This window comes from Sphingobacterium sp. UBA865 (assembly GCF_002295765.1).
Lineage (GTDB): Bacteria > Bacteroidota > Bacteroidia > Sphingobacteriales > Sphingobacteriaceae > Sphingobacterium > Sphingobacterium multivorum.
The window spans coordinates 57,705-80,079 of sequence record NZ_DBGB01000025.1 but is presented as its reverse complement, the minus strand read 5'-3'; the positions used below and the strand labels follow the sequence as shown (position 1 = coordinate 80,079).

21 protein-coding genes are annotated in these 22,375 nt (G+C 40.5%); 8 read left to right on the top strand and 13 right to left on the bottom strand.

The genetic code is table 11. From position 1 onward, the window contains the following. Window positions 1-38 precede the first annotated feature (38 nt). The 4 genes from B2O97_RS14605 (at window position 39) to B2O97_RS14590 (ending at window position 6,108) form a co-directional block, all read left to right on the top strand. Complete coding sequence (locus B2O97_RS14605) at window positions 39-2,321, top strand: NADP-dependent malic enzyme (protein ID WP_046672353.1); 2,283 nt, start codon at window positions 39-41, stop codon at window positions 2,319-2,321. A gap of 32 nt (window positions 2,322-2,353) precedes the next feature. Then, window positions 2,354-2,935 (top strand): Holliday junction branch migration protein RuvA, encoded by a 582-nt coding sequence (gene ruvA, locus B2O97_RS14600; RefSeq protein WP_115047142.1) that lies wholly within the window; start codon window positions 2,354-2,356, stop codon window positions 2,933-2,935. A 659-nt stretch (window positions 2,936-3,594) separates the two neighbouring features. After that, entirely contained in the window at window positions 3,595-5,451 is a 1,857-nt protein-coding gene (locus B2O97_RS14595) for a beta-N-acetylhexosaminidase (protein WP_115047140.1), read from the top strand. A 180-nt stretch (window positions 5,452-5,631) separates the two neighbouring features. Next, window positions 5,632-6,108: a GAF domain-containing protein gene (locus B2O97_RS14590; RefSeq protein ID WP_286709377.1), complete on the top strand. Its 477-nt coding sequence runs from the start codon at window positions 5,632-5,634 to the stop codon at window positions 6,106-6,108. A 132-nt stretch (window positions 6,109-6,240) separates the two neighbouring features. Here B2O97_RS14590 and B2O97_RS14585 read toward each other — a convergent pair whose 3' ends face one another. From B2O97_RS14585 to B2O97_RS14525, 13 genes are all read right to left on the bottom strand, one after another. Next, window positions 6,241-6,843, bottom strand: coding sequence for a hypothetical protein (locus tag B2O97_RS14585; RefSeq protein ID WP_115047138.1), 603 nt, complete (start codon window positions 6,841-6,843; stop codon window positions 6,241-6,243). 31 nt (window positions 6,844-6,874) lie between these two features. Continuing rightward, window positions 6,875-8,095: an LVIVD repeat-containing protein gene (locus tag B2O97_RS14580; RefSeq protein ID WP_115047136.1), complete on the bottom strand. Its 1,221-nt coding sequence runs from the start codon at window positions 8,093-8,095 to the stop codon at window positions 6,875-6,877. Between the two features lie 123 nt (window positions 8,096-8,218). Further along, the gene (locus tag B2O97_RS14575; protein WP_286767615.1) at window positions 8,219-9,121 is read right to left on the bottom strand and encodes a WD40 repeat domain-containing protein; all 903 of its coding nucleotides are present in this window, start codon (window positions 9,119-9,121) and stop codon (window positions 8,219-8,221) included. Between the two features lie 258 nt (window positions 9,122-9,379). After that, window positions 9,380-9,964, bottom strand: a complete 585-nt coding sequence (gene hisIE, locus B2O97_RS14570; protein WP_115047132.1) for a bifunctional phosphoribosyl-AMP cyclohydrolase/phosphoribosyl-ATP diphosphatase HisIE — start codon at window positions 9,962-9,964, stop codon at window positions 9,380-9,382. Between the two features lie 123 nt (window positions 9,965-10,087). Then, window positions 10,088-10,840, bottom strand: coding sequence for an imidazole glycerol phosphate synthase subunit HisF (hisF, locus tag B2O97_RS14565; RefSeq protein ID WP_070563353.1), 753 nt, complete (start codon window positions 10,838-10,840; stop codon window positions 10,088-10,090). Window position 10,841: 1 nt separating this feature from the next. Further along, the gene (locus B2O97_RS14560; protein WP_046672344.1) at window positions 10,842-11,594 is read right to left on the bottom strand and encodes a HisA/HisF-related TIM barrel protein; all 753 of its coding nucleotides are present in this window, start codon (window positions 11,592-11,594) and stop codon (window positions 10,842-10,844) included. Between the two features lie 12 nt (window positions 11,595-11,606). After that, window positions 11,607-12,206, bottom strand: a complete 600-nt coding sequence (gene hisH / locus B2O97_RS14555) for an imidazole glycerol phosphate synthase subunit HisH (protein WP_046672343.1) — start codon at window positions 12,204-12,206, stop codon at window positions 11,607-11,609. Between the two features lies 1 nt (window position 12,207). Then, complete coding sequence (gene hisB, locus B2O97_RS14550; protein ID WP_046672342.1) at window positions 12,208-13,347, bottom strand: bifunctional histidinol-phosphatase/imidazoleglycerol-phosphate dehydratase HisB; 1,140 nt, start codon at window positions 13,345-13,347, stop codon at window positions 12,208-12,210. A 4-nt stretch (window positions 13,348-13,351) separates the two neighbouring features. Then, window positions 13,352-14,410: a histidinol-phosphate transaminase gene (gene hisC, locus B2O97_RS14545; protein ID WP_115047130.1), complete on the bottom strand. Its 1,059-nt coding sequence runs from the start codon at window positions 14,408-14,410 to the stop codon at window positions 13,352-13,354. 118 nt (window positions 14,411-14,528) lie between these two features. Then, window positions 14,529-15,440: a ribonuclease Z gene (locus B2O97_RS14540; RefSeq protein ID WP_070563348.1), complete on the bottom strand. Its 912-nt coding sequence runs from the start codon at window positions 15,438-15,440 to the stop codon at window positions 14,529-14,531. Between the two features lies 1 nt (window position 15,441). Further along, entirely contained in the window at window positions 15,442-15,822 is a 381-nt protein-coding gene (locus tag B2O97_RS14535; RefSeq protein ID WP_046672339.1) for an STAS domain-containing protein, read from the bottom strand. A gap of 33 nt (window positions 15,823-15,855) precedes the next feature. Beyond that, window positions 15,856-16,806, bottom strand: coding sequence for a phosphoribosylaminoimidazolesuccinocarboxamide synthase (locus B2O97_RS14530; RefSeq protein ID WP_286767636.1), 951 nt, complete (start codon window positions 16,804-16,806; stop codon window positions 15,856-15,858). Between the two features lie 200 nt (window positions 16,807-17,006). Then, the gene (locus B2O97_RS14525; RefSeq protein ID WP_046672338.1) at window positions 17,007-17,972 is read right to left on the bottom strand and encodes a PhoH family protein; all 966 of its coding nucleotides are present in this window, start codon (window positions 17,970-17,972) and stop codon (window positions 17,007-17,009) included. A 351-nt stretch (window positions 17,973-18,323) separates the two neighbouring features. On the opposite strand from B2O97_RS14525, the gene B2O97_RS14520 reads away from it, so the two are divergent. The 4 genes from B2O97_RS14520 to B2O97_RS14505 all read left to right on the top strand — a co-directional run bounded on the left by B2O97_RS14520 (window position 18,324) and on the right by B2O97_RS14505 (window position 22,323). Further along, window positions 18,324-19,112 (top strand): SAM hydrolase/SAM-dependent halogenase family protein, encoded by a 789-nt coding sequence (locus tag B2O97_RS14520; RefSeq protein ID WP_046672337.1) that lies wholly within the window; start codon window positions 18,324-18,326, stop codon window positions 19,110-19,112. A 158-nt stretch (window positions 19,113-19,270) separates the two neighbouring features. After that, window positions 19,271-19,825 carry a hypothetical protein gene (locus B2O97_RS14515; protein ID WP_070563342.1) on the top strand — a complete coding sequence of 185 codons (555 nt, stop codon included), beginning with the start codon at window positions 19,271-19,273 and terminating at the stop codon, window positions 19,823-19,825. A gap of 160 nt (window positions 19,826-19,985) precedes the next feature. After that, window positions 19,986-21,821, top strand: coding sequence for an ABC transporter ATP-binding protein (locus tag B2O97_RS14510; protein WP_286767614.1), 1,836 nt, complete (start codon window positions 19,986-19,988; stop codon window positions 21,819-21,821). A gap of 103 nt (window positions 21,822-21,924) precedes the next feature. Then, window positions 21,925-22,323, top strand: coding sequence for a hypothetical protein (locus B2O97_RS14505; protein ID WP_286767613.1), 399 nt, complete (start codon window positions 21,925-21,927; stop codon window positions 22,321-22,323). Window positions 22,324-22,375 lie beyond the last annotated feature (52 nt).

Sequence of the window (22,375 nt, the reverse complement as noted above, 5' to 3'; positions counted from 1 at the left end):
GAATGATAGATTTGTAGCCTTAAATTAATAAAATCGTAATGAGTAACACTAATCGTAAACAGGCAGCATTAAACTACCACGCAATGGGTAGACCTGGTAAAATAGCTGTTGTTCCGACCAAACCAACAAATTCGCAAAGAGACTTATCATTAGCATATTCTCCAGGTGTAGCGGAGCCATGTTTGGCTATTGCTGAGAACAAAGAAGATGCTTATAAATATACTGCAAAAGGAAACCTTGTTGCTGTGATCAGTAATGGTACAGCAGTTTTGGGCTTAGGCGATATCGGCGCCCAAGCTGGTAAACCAGTTATGGAAGGTAAAGGTTTATTATTCAAAATTTTTGCCGACATTGATGTATTTGACATCGAAGTGGACACCAAAAATGTCGATGAGTTCGTCAATATCGTTAAAGCATTGGAGCCTACTTTTGGAGGTATCAACCTGGAAGATATCAAAGCACCGGAATGTTTTGAAATCGAACGCCGTCTAAAAGAAGAAATGAACATCCCTGTGATGCACGATGACCAACATGGTACTGCAATCATTTCAGGTGCAGCATTGATCAATGCCTGTGAAATTATTGGTAAAGATATTTCAAAAGTAAAAATCGTCGTCAATGGCGCCGGAGCAGCTGCAATGTCATGTACAGCAATGTATATTTCAGTAGGTGCTAGCAAAGAAAATATTGTGATGCTGGATAGCAAAGGTGTAATCCGTACCGATAGAGAAAATCTAGACAGTATGAAAGCACAATATGCAACAGATCGCGATATTCGCACACTGGCAGACGCTGTAAAAGATTCAGATGTATTTATCGGTCTCTCGGCAGCAGACGTCATGTCGGCAGAGATGTTGTTATCAATGGCTCCGAACCCAATTGTATTGGCGATGGCAAATCCAAATCCTGAGATTGCTTACGATTTGGCGATGGCAACACGTAACGATATTATCATGGGTACAGGTCGTTCAGATTATCCTAACCAAGTAAACAATGTATTGGGTTTCCCCTATATCTTCCGTGGTGCTTTGGACGTACGTGCAACAGCAATTAACGAAGAAATGAAAATTGCTGCAGTGCGTGCAATTGCAGACTTGGCGAAACAACCTGTTCCAGAAGAAGTAAATCAAGCCTATAATACCAGCAATTTAAAATTCTCGGAAGAATATATCATTCCAAAACCTACCGATCCGCGATTGATCACTGAAGTTTCCATGGCTGTTGCAAAAGCTGCCATCGCATCAGGTGTAGCACAGACCGTAATCGAAGACTGGGATCAATATAGCGACGCATTACGTAAACGTCTGGGTAAAGATGATGCGATTATGCGCAATTTAACCATGGCTGCTAAAAGAGATCCTAAACGTGTTGTTTTTGCAGAAGCAGACAATTACAAAACGTTGCGTGCGGCACAGATTGTTAAAGAAGAAGGCATTGCTATTCCAATTCTTTTGGGTAGAAAAGATAAAATCGAACGTCTAATCAAAGAATATGCTTTTGAACTGGATGGCCTTGAAATTATCGACCCGGTTGCTGAAGTAGATGGCGAAACGGAGCGCTCGAAGAAATTTATTGAGCATCTTTATAGCAAAAGACAACGTCGTGGTATTTCGAAATACGACGCCCGTAAGTTGATGTACGACCGTAACTATTTTGGTGCCTCTTTAGTGGAATTTGGCGAAGCTGATACCCTAATTTCCGGTATGACCAAAAATTATGCAAATACAATCCGTCCGGCATTGCATGTAATCGGTGCTAAGCCAGGCAGCCGTGTGGCAGGTATGTACATGATGTTAACCAAAAAAGGACCAATCTTCATGGGCGATACAACCGTAAATGAAGACCCTACAGCACAAGAATTGGCAGACATTACCCTGTTACTGGATAAAGCTGTGAAACGTATGAACATTCAGCCACGTATTGCATTACTATCTTACTCTAATTTTGGTTCAAGTGAAGGAAAAACGCCAACAAAAGTAAGAGCAGCAGCGCAGATTCTACACGATCAACATCCAGAGATTATTGCTGATGGTGATTTACAAGCAAACTTCGCCTTAAACAGCGAAATGTTGACCGCAAACTTCCCGTTCAGCTGCTTGAATGGAAAATCGGCGAATACACTTGTATTCCCTAATTTGGAGTCTGGAAATATCGCTTATAAATTATTGCAAGAAGTTGGTGAAGCTGAGGCAGTAGGTCCAATCCTTCTGGGTATGAACAAACCTATTCACGTATTGCAACTGGATAGCTCTGTGCGCGAAATCGTCAATATGGTTACCATTGCCGTAGTAGATGTACAAGCACATCTTAAAAATTTATAGAATAGCTTAAAATCTTCCTATATTCGTATACTATGTACGAATATTTCATTGGAAAATTAGCATATAAAGCCCCCACTCATGTTGTTATCGATGTGAGTGGGATTGGTTATTATGTCCACATCTCGCTCTATACCTTCTCCCAAATCAAGGATCAGGAAAACTGTAAACTATTTATTTCACTTCAAGTTCGGGAAGACTCACACACGCTTTATGGCTTTGCAACAGAAGGCGAGAAAAAATTATTCGAAAATTTGATCTCTGTTTCTGGTATTGGCCCCAATACAGGCCGTATGATCCTATCGTCAAACACACCCGATGAGATCCAGTCTGCCATCGTCAATGGCCAGGTTGTCCTCATTCAAAAGATTAAAGGAATTGGCCCTAAGACAGCACAACGTCTTATACTGGAACTTCAGGATAAATTAAAAAAACAGGGCTTCGAAGCTTTGGCATCACCTATCCAATCCCAATCAGTTCCGGACGAAGCATTGTCAGCACTAGTGATGCTCGGATTCAACAAAGTCGCGGCAGAGAAGGTGTTAAATACCATTTTAAAGACCGAAAGCAATCTTTCCGTAGAGGATATGATCAAATTAGCATTGAAACGACTTTAATGCATAAACATTTGCTGAACATATCCGATATTAATCATTAGATGACGGATACGTGCTATTCATGCTGTAACGTAAAAGATATAAAGGAACCTTCGGGTTCCTTTGTCATTTCCCGAACCTCAGTTTTGCAATACTTCGCGCCCTATTAACAGTGCTTCAAATTTGAAACATCAAAAAGATATTGCTATAAATAATAAGGAGCTGATAGGGACTTTATAGGGACCTCATTCGGACCTTATTCGGATAAAGCCCTATCAGCTCTGTTGAATGTACCTATAAACTAAGCATTAAAAACGGATCAAAAATGACATCATTCAGAAGAAGTTTCAAGGTCGTTATCTTCCCTTCACGTGATCGAAATAATCTGTACAACGAAAGAAGGTTTAGTGATAAAGCATCAGCTCACAGGAGATACGAACATTTAAAAAGGCATATTTTTTTACCTAAATTTAGATACTATTCCCCGAAGTAAAATATCCCCTTTAACAGACTAAACAAACGATTGATCTAACCCAAACACGTTATTATCCAAACTACTTCTAAGTGCCCAAAAATACGTTCAACAGTGTTTTCATACCCTATTTGTTACATTTTCTCTTTGCTAAAACGTATTTATTCACCTATTTTTAGAACTTCTTATTTCAGTTATAATCTCACGCATGAAGAAACTATTTTCACTTGCGCTGGCTCTAAGTATAGGAGCAGCAGTATTTGCGCAAGAAAAGAAAGATGCTACCTTGAACATTGTGCCCTTACCGCAACAGGTTCAAATTAAAAATGGTACATTTAAAATCAACGCTAACACCAAAATCGCCTTTGATAGCGAAGAGGACAAAAAAGTTGCAACGCTGTTTCAGGATTTCCTAAAAAGCAACTACAGTCTCAATTTATCCCTAGTGAAATCAGCGAGCAGCAATACGATCTATTTCTCCTACAAAAACGCAAAATCCACTAATGCTGAAGCGTATGAACTTAACATAAGTTCAGACCGCGCAACTATTAGCGGAAAAGCTGCCGGTCTATTTTATGGTATGCAATCGTTGATCCAGTTGCTACCTGTGGATAAAAAGGCCAGCATAGAAATTCAACAAGCTTCAATCCAGGATGAACCTCGCTTTGCTTACCGTGGATTACATCTCGATGTTGGCCGTCATTTCTTTCCAGTAGAGTTTGTAAAAAAATACATTGATATTCTGGCGTCTTACAAATTGAATACGTTTCATTGGCATTTGACAGACGACCAAGGCTGGCGTATCGAAATCAAATCACATCCAAAATTGACTCAGATTGGCGGTTACCGCAAGCAAACACTACTGGGTAACTACAAGACAGATGGTGATTATGACCACACACCTTATGGCGGTTTCTATACCCAAGACCAAATCAAAGAAGTGGTTGCTTATGCTAAAGCTAAATATGTAACGGTTATACCCGAAATCGAAATGCCTGGGCATGCGTTAGCAGCACTTTCGGCTTATCCAGAATTGGGCTGTGGTGATAAGCCAGGACCTTACACGGCTGCGCAGACTTGGGGGGTCTTTGACGATGTTTTCTGTGCTGGAAAAGAAGAAACATTCAAGTTGTTGGAAGATGTCATTGACGAAGTCATTCCCCTATTCCCGAGCGAATATATCCACATCGGTGGTGATGAATGTCCAAAAACAAAATGGAAAACATGTCCATTTTGTCAAAAAAGAATCAAAGATAACAACCTCAAAGATGAACACGAGTTACAGAGCTATTTTATCCAACGTATGGAAAAATATATCAATAGCAAAGGTAAACGCATCATTGGATGGGATGAGATCTTAGAGGGCGGTTTAGCGCCTAATGCGACTGTCATGAGCTGGAGAGGCGATCAAGGTGCGATTGATGCAGCCAATCAAGGTCACGATGTGATCATTACGGCAAACAGCTATGGTCTATATTTTGATCACAAACAAGGTCCTGATCAAAACAGAGAACCTTTAAGTATCGGCGGACTTTCCACATTGAGCAAAGTATATTCGTCAGACCCAATGCCTAGCAAAATTGCTGAAAACAACAAGAAACACGTTCTAGGTGTACAAGCAAATATTTGGACAGAGTATATTGGATCATCCAATAAAGTCGAATTTACAGTGTTACCACGCGTTTTAGCGCTTTCTGAAATTGCCTGGACACAGCCAGAAAAAAAGAATTGGAAAAATTTCTCAGAACAGCGTGCAGCAAATCAGCTGGCTAAACTTGACCAAACCAATACATTCTATCGTGTACCAGAAGTATATGGCATCACAGACAGCACCGTCTATGCTTCAGAATATACGATCCGTGGGCTGAAACCTTCTGTTGAAGGAGCCAGAATTTATTACACATTGGACAACTACGATCCTTCAGAATTGGATTTAGAATATACAGGTCCAGTGAAAATTACGGTTCCTAATAGTAAGGAACGTGTTTTCAAAGCCGTTGTTGTAACGCCTTCCGGCAAAAGAAGCAACTACATTCGGGTGAATATTATCAACACCAAGAAATAATAACATTTGCCTGATAAGAAAGCGCTAATATTCTGTTAACTTTGAACAGCGTATTAGCGCTTTTTCATTTCATGCAGGTTGGAACTCAATATGCCGTGAAGCTTTCCGGACAGGCAAAACATGCTTGGCAATTGTAATCCTGATAGCAAATGCATGATTATTTTTTTTACATAGATTTTTATGGCAGAGGATTTACAAATAGCTAAAGGTAGCAAAGAAGAACAATATCAAAATTTACTTCCTCAAATTGAGGGACTTTTGCAAGGCGAGCCGAATCAAATTGCCAATTTGGCTAACATCGCTGCTGCACTGAAAGAACAATTCAATTTTTTCTGGGTTGGTTTCTATCTCGTCGATGGAGACGAGCTCGTATTAGGCCCTTTTCAGGGACCTGTTGCATGCACGCGTATCAAGAAAGGTCGCGGTGTATGCGGGGGTGCTTGGGCACAGGAAAAAACATTGATTGTTCCTGATGTGGAGCAATTTCCGGGACACATTGCCTGTAGTTCGCTCTCGCGGTCCGAAATCGTGCTACCCGTTTTTAAACAGGGACAGATTATCGGTGTGCTGGACGTTGACAGTAGTGAATTAAATAGTTTTGATGAAGTCGATGAGAAATACCTTACGCAGGTATTACAGCTTTTAGACGGCGAATAAGTAAGCTCCACAAAAAAGAGTGAAATAGCGTTAGTATCGGCCTAGATTTGAAAAACGAACCGTATACTTACGCTATTTTTTTACATTTCAAGCTATCGACACCTGTTAATAAAAAAAACATCCGATCGATACCTAAAAACCAAATCCTACCTGTAAAGTAAAACGGTGCAGATCATATTTTTTATCCATTTGTGTTGTTCCATACCCTATGCTAGTGTCTGGCAAACTTGCTGAGGGTCGCGTATAAGTATCCTTTCGGCTATAGTGCTGATACCGATATCCTGTTGCCAAAAACCAATATTTCGCTGAATTCTTAAATTTAAAGCGCCAACCCAGCTGTGGATTTACCAACAAGCCACCCTGATATTCATATTTTAAATTGCTCTCGACTAGATTTTTATTCAAGAAAGCAAAACTATAGCCTAAATCCAATCCTGCAAAAAAACTACGTTTTCTGTCAGGGAATTCCACATAATTTACTTTGGCTGAGAGTGGTAAAAACCATTTTGATCCTTCATTGTTTACAGGATACCTATCCACCCCTGTATTTAAACCCAGAGCGATATTTTCATGGAGCTGCACCCCATGCAATGTATGTAAGCCAAATCCAGATTCCAGAAAAGCAGGGCCATAAGTAATAACCGAAAATTCATTATGATTTGTATATTTTTTTGTTTGGGCATCAACAGTTAAATACCCGAGAAGAGCCAAAATGGCAATCGAAAGTCTTTTCATATCAGAATAATGAAGCTCTTGAAATAGTGTCTTAATTGGGTCTAATAACAGGAATAATGCTCAATTCCTTCAATTTGGCCTTATTGCTATAATCATATTGATGTACACCTTTTTCTCCAACAATAATTAGCGATTTTGGTCCAGCGATAACATCCATACTCATCAGGTCTTTGTGAGTTTCTAAAAGCTTATTACCTATTTGACTAACATCACTGGCATCGAATGACTTCAACCCGAATTTTCCATCACAGATATACAGCGTGTGGTCCGATAGCGCCAGTCCGTAAGGATTCTCCAAAGTGAAGCTATGTTTCAGCATCGGTTTCGTCAGATCTTGGATATCGATAACTTCCAACAAATTTTGCTGCCCCCCACATACCACGCCTGCACGTAAGGTTACAAAGGCATATTTCTCATTGACAACGACAGGATCACAGGCACGAATATGTGTATAACGCGACAGCTCTACGGGAGCTGATGCCGTCGTGATATCATAAATCACCATACCTGTATTGGAGCCGATAAACAGGTTGTTTTTAAAGGGAAAAATTGTTTCGATGCCAGGACCTATTTTGATATCCTTTACATAGGCAGGTTTACTCGCATTCTGCACGTCAAAAAGGTGCAACATCGTTTGGTCCACGGCATATAGATGTTTATTGGCAATGGTAAATCGCGCCATGGATCCGCCCTGTCCCGAGCCCGAATTGGTCTCGTTATAGAGAGGTTCTTTTCGATCATAAGGTGAATATTTATCTTTTTGGCTATAGCTTACCAGGCTATCTCGGTATCCTGTAATGATGCGATCGGCAGTATTATTCAAGTAATCCATTTGAAGCAACATCTTAAACACATCCTTATTTCGTGTCAATAATTTTGGAGATGCAGGATTTTCGAGATCGAAGGTCAACAGATCTGTAAAACTATCCGCATACAGCTTTCCATCTAGAACCGCAAGATCCACATTGCCGGGAATACTTAAGAATGCCATCGCCACGGGTTTTGACGGATCAACATTATTAAAGATATGAACTCCTTTCCCTGGCTCATTTATAAACAAGTAATCTTGATAAATATAAATCTTTCCGGTTTGAACAATTGTCGTAGGGCCGCTTACGGGATTAGCTTTAGCTCGTATACTTTCCATTGTTTCGAATATGGGCACGCTAGCTAGATACATTCCTTTACTTTCGATTTTATCACAGCTCGAAAGCGCTATACAGCCTAATAGGATAAGCCAAATTCTTTTCATAAAATATAACTATAAGGTCAATTAAATTTATAATTACCATAGTTAACGATATAATTATGAATTCGCTACAAATGACTTTACTTTTTATGCCCCTAAGTTAGTCCGCACTTCCTGCCCGATCTTTTATACATGAAATTCCCAGATTTTCACTAGTTTGTCATCGCTGACGCTAAAGAAATATTGCCCATTTTCGGACCATGCTCCCGCATTTACAGATAAATGATGACCATCTTGCATCTTCTCGCGGCTCATATTTTTCAATAGTGCAAAATCGGCTGTGGACCAAAATTTCAACGATTTGTCGCGACTGACAGTAACAAAAATTGGTGCTTCAGGATGGGGATATATTCCATATACGGTAAACAGATGCGGTACAAACGAAAAATTAGTTGTCAATTGATTGGGGTCAGAAATCACCAATTGCGCATCCCGTCCACCGCTTAGCAATTTATTATGGATAAATGCCAGCGACGTAGCGGGCATGCTATGCAATTTTGCATCAGTAATAACATGAAAGTCAGTACTGTCCAAGGTATAAACTTTCCCATCTTTATCCCCTAATGCTATTCGTCCAAGTCCTTCATCAATTGCAATTGCGCGAATTGTTGTCGGGGATATACGCTTTTCGTAAATACATTTATAAGTTGTCAAATCGATGACATACAATGTTCCTTCTTCACCTACTGCCAGAAGTTCATTTTTCCAGGACATATAAGCCAATGCAAAAATAGCTTTGTTGCTCAGCTGTATACTTGCTCCAAGCTTTTGCTCTTCGACATCTACAAAAAGCAGTTTACCCTCACGCAAGGCTATGGCCAGAATCGGCGTCCCCGGGATCAACCGTAAAGCATAAACCGATGAACTTACCGCACAGAGAATACGCTTAAATGCATTTTGCTCAATATCCCATTCGACAACGCCCTTATCGTTACCAGCCGTAAAAAAAGTATCTGCATAGTAGCCCTTCTCTACACAAAAAATAGGGTTTTGATGCCCTGGTAACGTCGATTTTAATGTAATATCCATAGTAATTCGCTAAAATGCCTTCTCTATTCGGAGCACCTGTTTTAAGCCTATTTTTTTATGTTATAGGACCGAATTCTCCGCTGACTGAGCTGTGATCCAGTAAAGATCAATACAGCAATACGTATTGTTAGTCGGTAGAAACAAGAAGTGCAGTATATCCACAAATATACTGCACTTCTTAGATTATTTTGTCATCTTAGCTTAAAGCCTTCTTTCCGCTTCAGATTTTGTTCAACGCTGATGCCGTCATCCAAATACCTATTGATGTCTGCTCTCGAGGTTTTTCGCAATTGTTTCCAAAGAAAATCCTTTCTCACGCAACAATACGATCAAATGAAACAATAAGTCTGAAGTTTCATTAATAAAATCAGTATCCGTTTCGGTCAATGCTGCAATGACTGTTTCTACGGCTTCCTCGCCAACCTTTTGCGCAATCTTATTGATACCGCGAGAACGCAGACGATTGACATAAGATTCGTCAGAAGGATGTTCATAGCGATGGTTGACAATACGCTCTAGCTCCAACAGAAAGTTTTGGTTGAAGTCTGTATTAAAACAACTTCTGCTTCCTGTATGACAGGTAGGTCCCATTGGTTCTGCTTTGATCAAAACAGTATCCTTATCGCAATCAACATGGATGCTTTTTACATTCAAAAAGTTTCCACTTTCCTCTCCTTTTGTCCAGAGGCGATTTTTGCTTCGGGAGAAAAACGTAACGCGTTTCTCTGCTTGTGTCTTCTCCCAAGCTTCCTCGTTCATATAGCCTAACATCAACACTTCCAATGTTTGGAAGTCCTGCACAATCACTGGAACAAGGCCGTCACTTTTTGCAAAATCTAACATGATTTTAGTATTTCAATTTTTAATTATTTTCGAAGAGCCATGAGCCCAGTTTAATTTCTCAGGATTTCTTTCAGCAAGTTTATAACTTCCACCCCTTTGATTATCGATCTTTACTCCGCTATCCTATCTTACGACAATACCATTTTGGCGTAAGGTAGCTTTAAGATCGGGGATCAATATTTCACCATAATGGAAGACCGATGCCGCCAGGGCAGCATCCACGTTAGCTTGTTGAAAAACATCGACAAAATGCTGTTGATTACCGGCACCGCCAGAAGCAATCAGTGGAATATGAATCTGGTCGTTTATTGTTTTTAAAAAACCATTGTCAAAGCCATTTTTTGTTCCATCATGATCCATTGACGTCAACAGGATCTCTCCTGCTCCACGTTCTTGCGCTTCAAGGATCCAATCCGCTGTGTCCAATTCCGTCTTAATGCGTCCGCCGCTCAGATGCACAAAATTCTGACCTTCGATCGACCGGGTATCCACAGCAACCACAACAAATTGTGCACCAAAAGCTGCAGCCATCTGGTTGATAAGAGCAGGATTGCGTACCGCAGCGGAATTGATGGATATTTTGTCTGCACCTGCATTCAACAGGATATCAGCATCTCTGATTTCATTGATACCACCGCCGATTGTAAAGGGAATATTCACTTGACGTGCGACTGCTTTGACCAGATCAATTGTCGTTTTACGCCCTTCATGCGTTGCTGTAATATCCAGAAAAACGAGTTCATCAGCCCCTTGTTGAGAATATTCATAGGCCAATTCAACGGGATCACCCGCATCGCGCAGATCCACAAAATTGACTCCTTTTACCGTCCGCCCATCTTTGACATCCAAACAGGGAATTATACGTTTTGCCAGCATTTTAAAATCTGATTAACGATTTTAAATTCCAATCTTTGATTTCATCGATCGAGATTCTATTTTCATAGATTGCTTTACCAACGACAACAGATTCTACACTGCCCAATTCCTGAAGTTTCTGAATATCGTCCATTGAACTGATCCCACCAGAAGCTATTAACTTGATAATCGGAGAATGGCTCAACAACTTTTGGTACAGTTCAACGCCTGCACCGCCCAATTTTCCATCTTTACTAATATCGGTACATAAGAACCTAAAGAATCCTAAAACCAAGCATTTATCAATATATTCGATCAATTTGATTGGCGAACTTTCCAACCAACCCGAGTATTTGATTACCTCATCCAAAACGTCGATTGCAATAACGATGTGGTCGGCATATTTTACTTTACCTTCGTTCAACGTAGCCAGCTCCTCCAAGAATGAAGGATTGGTGATTGCCTGTGTTCCGACAATAACGCGATAAATCCCGGCATCAACCAATTCCTTAACCTTTTCGATACTTCTTACACCACCGCCATACTGAATTTTCATATCTGTCTTTTGGATGATATCAAATAAATAGGCCTGATTGCTGAAGTCTCCTTTTGCACCATTTAAATCAATGATATGGACGAGTTCCGTACCATTTGCACGGTAGGTTTCGATTTGCTCTTCTAAACTAATCGCATACGTTGTAACGTCATTGTAGTTACCCTCTCTCAAGCGGACAACTTTTTTGTCCAAGACATCTATTGCTGGAATGATATACATAGTCGAATATTTTTAATCAATTTGAATAGTTGAAAAATTGAGCAGCAGCTGCTCTCCTGCTTTTCCAGATTTCTCTGGATGAAATTGTACGCCAAAGAAATTGTCTTTGGAAATTGCAGCCGAAAAAGGCTGTCCATAGACACATTTCGCCGCAGTATATGTCGCATCGAATTCGATAAAGTACGAGTGGACAAAATAAAAATAAGTCTGGTCTTCAATATGTGCAAATAAAGGACTGTTTGCTGGCACGGAAACACTATTCCAGCCCATATGTGGTACTTTACCCGACTTTTCGGCATCAAAATGTAAGGTCTTCAAAGGAAATAGCTTTAACATTTCGGCATTTCCTTCTTCTGAAAAAGCCGTCAGTAATTGCATACCAACACAAATACCCAACACAGGTTTTTTTAGCTTTTTGATATAGGGCACCAATCCCGATTCCTGTAGTTTGTCCATCGCGGCTCCAGCGTGGCCCACTCCAGGAATGATGATACGATCGTATTGATCGATCTCATCGGCAGTATTGACCATACCATAGGTAAGCCCAACACGATCCAGTGCCGCTGTCAAGGAGAAAATATTCCCCGCACCGTAATTAATAATTCCTATCATCTTACAATACTCCTTTTGTACTTGGCAATTGCATATGGTCGGCATCGCGTCTTACCGCTTTCTTGATAGATTTAGCAAAAGCTTTGAAAATCGCTTCGATCTTATGGTGCTCATTGTCACCTTCAGCTTTAATGTTTAAATTCGATCGTGAAGCATCTGAAAACGACTTAAAGAAGTGGAAAAACATTTCCGTAGGCATATCGCCGATCTTCTCCCGCTTAAATGCCGCATCCCACACTATCCAGTTGCGACCACCAAAATCCAATGCAACCTGAGCCAAACAATCATCCATCGGCAACGTATAGGAGTAGCGCTCAATTCCACGTTTATCCCCTAAAACCTTCAAAAAGATCTCGCCCAGCGCAATACCGGTATCTTCGATGGTATGATGTTCGTCGATATGAAGATCCCCTTTCGCCTTAATGGTCAAATCAAGTGCTCCATGTCTAGCCAATTGATCCAGCATATGGTCGAAAAACGGTAACCCCGTTTCGATGTCTGACTTACCCGAACCATCCAGATTCAACTGAATAAAAATATCAGTTTCATTGGTTTTACGATGATGTTCGGCAGTGCGCGTACCCAATTTAAGGAATTCATACACCGTCTTCCAATCCGTTGTCTCTAAAGCTATAACAGTTGAATCTATCGCAAGGTTTTCCAAAGCACCTAATTGATCGTTTGCACGCAGCCAAATTGCCTTTGCACCGAGGTTTTGTGCCAATTTAACATCGTTCACACGATCGCCAATGACGAAGGATTGGCTCAAATCGTATTTCGACGCATCAAAATAGGCTCCAAGCATACCAACTCCCGGTTTTCGGGTTTCCGCATTCTCGTGTGGAAAGGTTTTATCAATATGTTCCTCGGCAAACACTACGCCTTCTCCTGCAAACGTATCAATCACAAAATGATGGACTGGCCAGAAATTCTCTTCCGGATGGGAAGACGTTCCTAAACCATCTTGGTTGGAAACCAAGATCAATTCGAAATCCAGCTCCTTTGCGATACGTGGTAGATACTGCAAAGCACCAGGATAGAATTTTAATTTGGCAAAAGAATCGATTTGTTCGTCTTCAGGTTCCAAAATCAATGTTCCATCGCGGTCTATAAACAGTACACGTTTTAAGTTATCAGGCATAGTATTATTTATTGATTTGATTAAGTTTTTCTAACAATGTTTTATTTTCAGCCGGTGTACCGACCGTGATCCGTAGACAGCCTTCACACAGTTCGACTTTGGATCTATCTCTAACGATAATTCCATATTGAACGAGATAATCGTAAACTTCACGTGGCTGCTCCATCTTCACCAAAATAAAGTTGGCATCAGAAGGTGTAATATGCTGCACATAATCCAGTTCAAGCAATCCACGCACTAGTTGCTCACGTTCTGCTACTGTCTCCTTGATCCAGTCATTGACTTGATCAACCTGATCTAAGGCTTCCAATACAATATCTTGTGTCGCTTGATTAATGTTGTATGGTGGTTTTATTTTATTGTAAACAGCGATAATCTCCTTACTGGCAAAAGCCATACCCAAGCGTAAGGCCGCAAGCCCCCAGGCTTTGGATAAGGTCTGCAATACCACTAGATTGGGGTATTCAGCCAGTTCTTGCGTAAATGACTTGACAGCAGAAAAATTAATATAGGCCTCATCCACTACCACAAGCCCCTGGAAATTATTCAGGATTGCTTCAATATCCTGACGACGGATTGAGTTTCCGGTTGGATTATTCGGAGAACAGATAAAAATCAGTTTAGTATGTGCGTCTATTGCATTGGCAATACCATCCAAATCCAGCTGGTAATCAGCAGTAAGGTTTACCTTTTTGAAAGCAACATCATTGATGTTCGCCGAGACTTCATACATCCCGTAGGTTGGCGGAACTAATATGACATTGTCAACACCAGGGGTACAAAATGCACGGTATAAAATATCAATAGCTTCATCACTTCCATTTCCCAAAAAGATATTCTCTAATGGTACACCTTTTATTTTAGAAAGTTTTGCTTTAACTTGATGTTGGAGAGGGTCTGGATATCGGTTGTAATCATGGTTTAAGGGGGATCCAAAAGGATTTTCATTGGCATCAATTAATATGGATGCCTCCCCTTTAAATTCATCTCTTGCGGATGAATAAGGTACGAGCTTCTTAATATTTTCCCGTAGTAGGTTGTTTAAGTTGAATGGATTATCCATTATAAAAAAATTAGAGCCGTAAACTTAGATAAATTGTTCATCATATGCAATATAATAAGCAATTATTCATAAGTGTTAACCCGTTTATCGTTGGGATATCAGAGAAAATTCAAAAAAATTAAACGGAAAACCACCGACCTTCCACAGAGAGTTCCGTATTTGGGAATACAGTTCTCGCTTCTTCCAATAGGGGATTTAAATCTCTGTACCGCGCTGAATAATGACCCAATAGCAACTTCTTTGCATGAGTTTCCTGGGCGATCTCTCCAGCCTCCAACGCAGTGGTGTGAAATGTCTCTTTTGCGCGGTCGACCATATCGTGCAAGAATGTGGACTCATGATACATCAGATTAGCCTTTTGCACATAAGGCAGGTATTCTGCCGTCCGTACGGTATCCGAACAATACACATAACTGCGCGATAAGGGAGCGGGAAGGCTCAGGTCATCTGCAGTATATACTTTACCACTTTCATCGACGTATTCAAATCCTTTTTTGATCATCGGAAAATAAGCGGTGGGTATATTCAGTTCCTGTACGACATCGCCAAGCAATGTTCGTGCACGGGGACCCTCATCAAAACGAAAGCCTGTACAGGCAATACGATGCTTTAATGGAAAAGTGCTTACTTTTAATGTTCTGTTTTCAAAAATGACCCCCGGCTGTTCGGGTGAAATCGGATGAAAAACAAGATTATAGCGTAAAATAGTCTCGGAATGCAAAAATTGCACGTCTAAAATTTCCTTTAACGCAGGTGGCCCATACAAATGGAGATCACTTTTTCGGCCGACAAGGTGCATCGATGAAAGCAGCCCCACCAAACCCAAATAATGATCCCCATGCAGATGGCTAATAAATATATGTCCTAAACGATTGCTTTTGATGCCGTATCGGCTAAGTTGCATTTGTGTACCTTCTCCACAGTCGATCAAAAACAATTGCTCATTAAAGTTCAACACTTGGCTAGTCGGATGACGATCAAACATCGGTGTGGCCGAGCTATTTCCTAATATCAGAACTTCAAACTTCATATTAATCCTCGATTGCCCCGCGATACTCAGATTCCAATTCGTGTGCAAAGATTAAATCTTCCGCCACCTTTAAAGATGGTGCTATTTTAAGCGATTTATCCAAATGCGACACACGAACCATATCCATTAACGTTGGACAAAGATTAACCAAAATAAATATGCCCCCAACAGACTGACATAAACGATGGGCAAGCACACCTAAACGGATACCGACCTCGTCCGTTTGCTTAACGTGGATCATATCCAAAACGATATTCCGTTGTCCAATCGTATTCCGCAACAAAAACTCCCCTTTGAGTTTAGCGGCATTATCCGCGTCAATCACATCGACATGAGGTTCTATGACAATATAGCGATCGTGCTTATCAATGGTATACTTCATTAGTCTATCTCCTTTGTTTGAGGATACAATGTACTAATAATTTAGCGTTTTCAAGGCCTTTGCCACATTTCTTTCCACACGTTCCAGTACGTTTTCCTGATCTGGATACACAAACTTCTCTCCGACGATATGCTCGTAAAGCTCAATATAACGTTCAGAAATGGAAGCGACAATCTCATCCGTCATCTCCGGAACAACCTGACCGTCTTTCCCTTGGAAGCCGTTTTCAATTAACCATTTGCGAACAAACTCCTTCGACAATTGCTTTTGTGCCTCCCCTTTTTCCTGACGTTCCGCATAACCTTCCGCATAAAAATAACGGGAAGAATCTGGTGTATGAATTTCGTCGATCAGCACAATTTTCCCATCTTTTTTTCCAAACTCATATTTTGTATCCACCAAAATAAGCCCTCTTTGCGCGGCAATTTCGGTACCCCTTTGAAACAACGCTTTGGTATATTGCTCCAATTGAACATAGTCTTCTTCGCTTACGATGCCTTTTTTCAAGATATCGACACGTGAAATATCCTCATCATGTCCAACAGCAGCCTTTGTTGTCGGTGTAATAATTGGCTCAGGTAATTTGTCATTTTCTTTCAGTCCTTCTGGCAATGCCTCACCACATACTTCCCGTTTACCCGCAGCATATTCGCGCCAAGCGTGTCCTGACAAGTAGCCCCGAATAACCATTTCCACTTTAAACGGCTCGCATAGCTGACCGATAGTTACACTGGGGTCCGGAACAGACACGACCCAATTTGGAATAATATCAGCCGTAGCCTTTAAAAATTTGGCTGCAATTTGATTCAACACCTGTCCTTTATAAGGAATAGGACGTGGAAGTACCACATCAAATGCCGAAATACGATCTGAGGCAACCATCGCCAAATACGTATCGGCAATCGTATACACGTCACGTACTTTTCCCCGGTAAAAAGCAGTCTGGTTTTCGAAATTGAAATTTGTTTCTTTTATAGCATTCATGTTCAACGTAAAATTCAAATGTAAGTAATTGTTCATTTATGACTGCGTTCAACGGCATTCATAAATGCAGCGCATTTATTTAAGAGCTCACTGTACTCGATTTGCCTTTTAATAAGGCTATTTGAACTATATCAGTCGGCACCTTTTGTACCCATGCCAAACTGGGATATCCCAAATCATACGTTTGCAGCATAGACCGATTAAATATCGCCATACGCTTCGAGGATGCGGCGAACCAATTTATGGCGAACCACATCTCCACCGCTGAGGTGGATAATGTCTATTCCTTCGATATTCTCCAATAGGCGAATTGAAGTAGACAATCCAGATTGATTTTTTTTCGGTAAATCTACCTGTGTCATATCACCGGTAACGATAAATTTTGCCGTTGGCCCCATACGTGTCAAAAACATCTTCAGCTGCATATCCGTTGCATTCTGAGCTTCGTCCAGAATCACAAAGCAGTTGTCCAATGTTCGTCCACGCATAAACGCTAGAGGTGCAACTTCAATGGTCCGATTTTCCAGGTAACCTTTTAGCTTTTCTGCTGGAATCATATCGTCCAATGCATCGTAGAGCGGTCTCAAATAGGGGTCTACCTTCTCCTTTAAGTCGCCCGGTAAAAACCCGAGATTTTCGCCGGCCTCGACGGCTGGTCTCGTTAGAATGATCCTTTTGATTTCTTTATTTCGAAGTGCCCGAACAGCTAATGCAACCGCCGTATAGGTCTTTCCTGTACCCGCCGGTCCGATAGCAAATAAGATGTCATTTTTCGAAATACTATCCACCATCTTCCGTTGGTTGGCCGTACGTGCACGTACAATAAGGCCATTAGGTCCATACACGATCGGTTCGGATCCAAAGGCTGCATGTTTGGCCGCAAGTTCTTTTTCCTGCTGAACAGCAGAACCTGCACTTGCTCCAAGGAGATTTTCAAAATCCAATAAAGTAATGTTGTTAAATTTCTCCAGATGAGCCATGACTTCCTTAAACGATTGCTCAAACAGGTCTAATTCCTTCGCGTCTCCCAACACCTTCATTTCACTTCCGCGAGCTACAATCCGCAGTTTTGGGAATTGCTTCTTCAAATAATCGAAGTGCTCATTGTCTGCTCCCCATAATATGGGCAAATTCAGACCATCTAATGCAATTAGTAATTCGTTCAAATTTTATCCTATTTAGAATTAATTAGATTGTAGCCATTACACAATATCGTTCCTGTATAATACTATTCAAAATTAACGTATTCTAACGAAACAACCAAGAAGATACGGCGTACAAACGACGATGATTTATAAGCTTATGGAGACAGCCGACAAAGGGGCACAAAGATTTCGTTATGCATAAAATCTTCGCTATGTTTGTGTATATCAATCGAAAAAAGACAGATTCAAAATAAGTTATCCAATTAACTTTATAAATCATCTGATAAATAGTAATTTTGTCCACTATTTAGATAAATTTAAGGGTATATTTAAGGGAATTCGACAGCAATTCGATCTAGGATTTAGATTATAATGGCAGTAATTACATTAACAACAGACTTAGGACACAAAGATTTTTATCAAGCCGCGTTAAAGGGTAGTCTTTTATCGCAATTGTCCGGTGCCAATATTGTTGATATTACCCACGAAATTCCAGCATTCAATATCCCTCGAGCGGCCTTTGTGTTAGGCAACGCTTATCATTATTTCCCTAAAGGAACCGTACATATTATCGGCATTAACACCCTGTTTCATGAAGAGTCGAAATATATCGGCATGAAATACAACGATCATTATTTCGTCGGAGCCGACAACGGTATTTTCAGCTTATTGTTGAATGGCAACGAACCACAGGAACTCTATGAGCTCAACTTAATGCAAGACCTTCGGTATCTACACTTTCCGCTCGCAGATATTCTTTCTAAATCCGCCTGTCATATTGCTAAGGGGGGCAAACTGAAAGAAATCGGTACTTCAATGCAACAGCTCATCGAAAAAGTAACTTTGCAGCCCATCTTTGATAAAGACATGATCCGAGGCAACGTCATTTATGTTGATGCATTCGGCAACGCCATTACCAATATCTCGAAAGATCTATTCAATAAAGTTCAGAAAGGACGTCATTTTGTCCTCTATTTTAAACGTAATGAAACCATTACCAATCTTTCCTGGCATTACAATGAAGTGGGAGAAGGAGAGAAACTTTGTTTATTCGGTATTTCCAACTACCTTGAAATCGCCATCAATAAAGGTAATGCCAGCCAGCTACTCGGACTTCATGATGACGATTCCAATGTTATTCGTATAGAATTTAAAGATTAATTTCATAAATTCATTTGTCGTGCTTTCGCTCCATTTTTTTATCCTTGGTCAAACTGACCACAAGGCTAAAATTGTAGTTGTAGCTTCGTGGCAAAATAAAATTTTACCATCAACGTTAGTTTAAACTAGACATTTGATTAAATAGATCGTCCAAATACATGATGAAATTCTTAAAATTCCTACTTCCAATCGCCGTTCTATTTTGCTTCTTTGGACAGGCCAAGTCGCAAAACAACCCAGACTCCAGCTCTTTTGAGGTCCAACGAAGCCGTGTAAATGACCTACTCGATGCCCGTCAACAGAAATTCGGCGCCTATGACACGAGCCTCACTCAAAAAACAGGGCTTTTTGGCCTTTTCAAATCAAAAGGTGACATGCAAAAGAGCATTGATATCCTTAAAGATATTGTTATCACCGACAATAACATTTTCTTAGAGACTCAAAAACTATTGAAAATCAAAGATTTTGAGAAAGATAAATTCCAACAATTGGCAACAGATTACGACAAGCAGGTATCAGCCTATATCGGCACCATAAGTAAGCTTCAAAAAGAGAACGAGAAACTGCGGGCACAGATTGACAAAACATCAGGCAACGGAGGTATAGGCAATATCCTGCTCTATATCGCTTTACTTGTTATCGCCGTATTAGGATATTTATTGTATAAATTTAACGCGCAACTAACAGCTTCGAAACAACAAAATTTAGGATAAAGCAGCAGCAACAAGCATTTGCACAAGTACAAGCCACTTAAAACAGCCGTTTTAAATCAGAAAAAGTACGGTTTAGTTCAAAAAATTGACTAAAGTATGATAGCAAAATATTTTTAATCTCTTTACATTTGTCCTCGCAACAAAATTTGAAGTAGCGGATATGGCAAGAGGATTCAACAGCGGTAACAAACAAGAAGAAGATCTACCAAAACCAAAATTGAATAAAGAGCTCCTATTGAGAGCATCTAAATTGATGACCTATTTAAAACCTTATCGTTTTAAATTTGGGGTCGGCATGTTTTTCTTGGTATTATCCAGTTTGGCCATGCTCGCCTTTCCGGCTTTGCTTGGCGCCATGATTGATGCCGCGCAAGGCAAGCAAACTTATCCATGGCTTGCACCACATGTTTATTATATTGGTGGAATTGCCTTTATTATTCTGTCTTTTCTGTCAGTCGTTTCTTTTTTTCGTATCCGAATTTTTGTTGAGATTGCCGAACGTACGCTATCCGCATTACGCAAGGATACTTATCTTAAGCTGATTTCTTTGCCAATTGAATTTTTCGCCAATCGTCGTGTTGGGGAATTAAACAGCCGCCTGTCTGCTGACCTTTCACAGATCCAGGATACGTTAACAACAACTTTGGCTGAAATCTTAAGACAGTTGATTAGTCTTTGTTTCGGTGTGTTCCTTTTGGTTTGGGTATCGCCCAAACTTGCCCTCATGAACCTTTGTATTTTACCGATTATCGTTGTAGCTGCTATTATTTTCGGAAAATTCATCCGCGAATTGTCCAGACAGGCCCAGGATAAAATGGCCGAGTCAAATAGTATCGTTCAAGAAACATTATTGGGGATAAGCAACGTAAAAGCCTTTGTGAATGAGTACTTCGAGTTTAATCGCTACAGCAATCAAATGGATTCAGTGGTAAAGTTGGCAGTCAAAGGAGCTACTTTCCGTGGTGCATTTGCCTCTTTTATTATTTTCTGTATTTTCGGTGCGGTGATTGCTGTCATCTGGTACGGCGCAGCATTGGTTTCTATCCATGAAATGACTGTAGGCGACCTGACTACTTATATCTTGTATTCGATGTTTGTTGCAGGCTCCATGGGCAGTTTCCCCGAACTCTATGCCAATATCCAACGCTCTTTGGGTGCAAGTGAGCGGATCTTGGAAATTTTAGATGAGCCCCAAGAACACCTCAATGTAAAACCAACTTGCAAGGAAGTGCACAAGACCATGACCGGAAAACTAAGCTTCAACCATGTTTCCTTTGCCTATCCAAGCCGCCCCGATATTGAAATTCTGAAAGACATCAACTTTACAGCCAATGCTGGCGATAAAATAGCCATCGTTGGACCGAGTGGAACCGGAAAATCAACAATAGCTTCATTGATTCTTCAATTCTACACAGCCAATAAAGGGGAAGTATATTACGATGACAAACCGGCATCCGATTTTGAACTTTGCGATATCCGCAACCAGGTCGCTATCGTGCCGCAAGATGTTTTGCTGTTTGGCGGAACAATACGTGAAAATATAGCCTATGGTAAGCTCGATGCCACGGAAGATGAAATAATAGCGGCTGCAAAACGTGCCAACGCACATCAATTTATATTAAATTTCCCCGAAAGCTATGACACCTTAGTTGGTGAACGTGGCGTTAAACTCTCTGGTGGTCAGCGCCAACGAATCGCCATTGCGCGTGCACTATTAAAAGATCCTGCAATCCTTATCTTGGACGAAGCCACTTCTTCCCTAGACTCAGAATCAGAAAGACAAGTGCAGGAGGCGTTGGAAGAATTAATGCGTGGACGCACCTCGATCATTATTGCACACCGACTATCGACCATTATTGATGCCGATAAAATTATCGTTGTCGAAAATGGAATCGTGTCTGAGAGCGGTACGCACTTTGAACTGCTCCAAAAAGAAAGCGGTCTTTATCAGCACCTCTATAATCTGCAATCAAAGCAGCAGAAAATTGTTATGTAAAATTTTGTTAATTATTGATTCTTTTTAAACAAATTCACCCTGGGATTGTTCATTTGGTATCATACTTGATTATCATTTGAATATATAACAAAATAGAAGAATTATGAAAAATAGCAAAAATGGATTAGTGGCATTTGCTTTGGTAGGATTAGCTGCGGGAGCTGCTGCATGGTATCTTTTAGGAACTGATGATGGGAAAAAACAATTAGATCGTGCAAATGACGGCATTAAAAGCTTAACTAAGTCATTGAAAGATCTTTCAAAAAAAGAAGCTAAAAAGGCACAAAAACTAGCGAACAAAGCTTCGGCTGAATTAGACAATTTGAAATCAAAAGCACAAGCAGCTTTCAGCAAAGCATCGGATGATGCAGATGCACTGAAAAACAAAGCAAAAGAAGCCGGCAGAGAAGCTTTGGACCACGCTAACAATGCCGCTCAAAATTTGGCAAGCAAAATCGACAATACAACTGATGCTGCAAAATCCAAAATTTCTAACGCATAAGTAAAAAAACAGCTTTTTTAAGAATTGATGGTTTTGGTCACTCCCGTGGTCA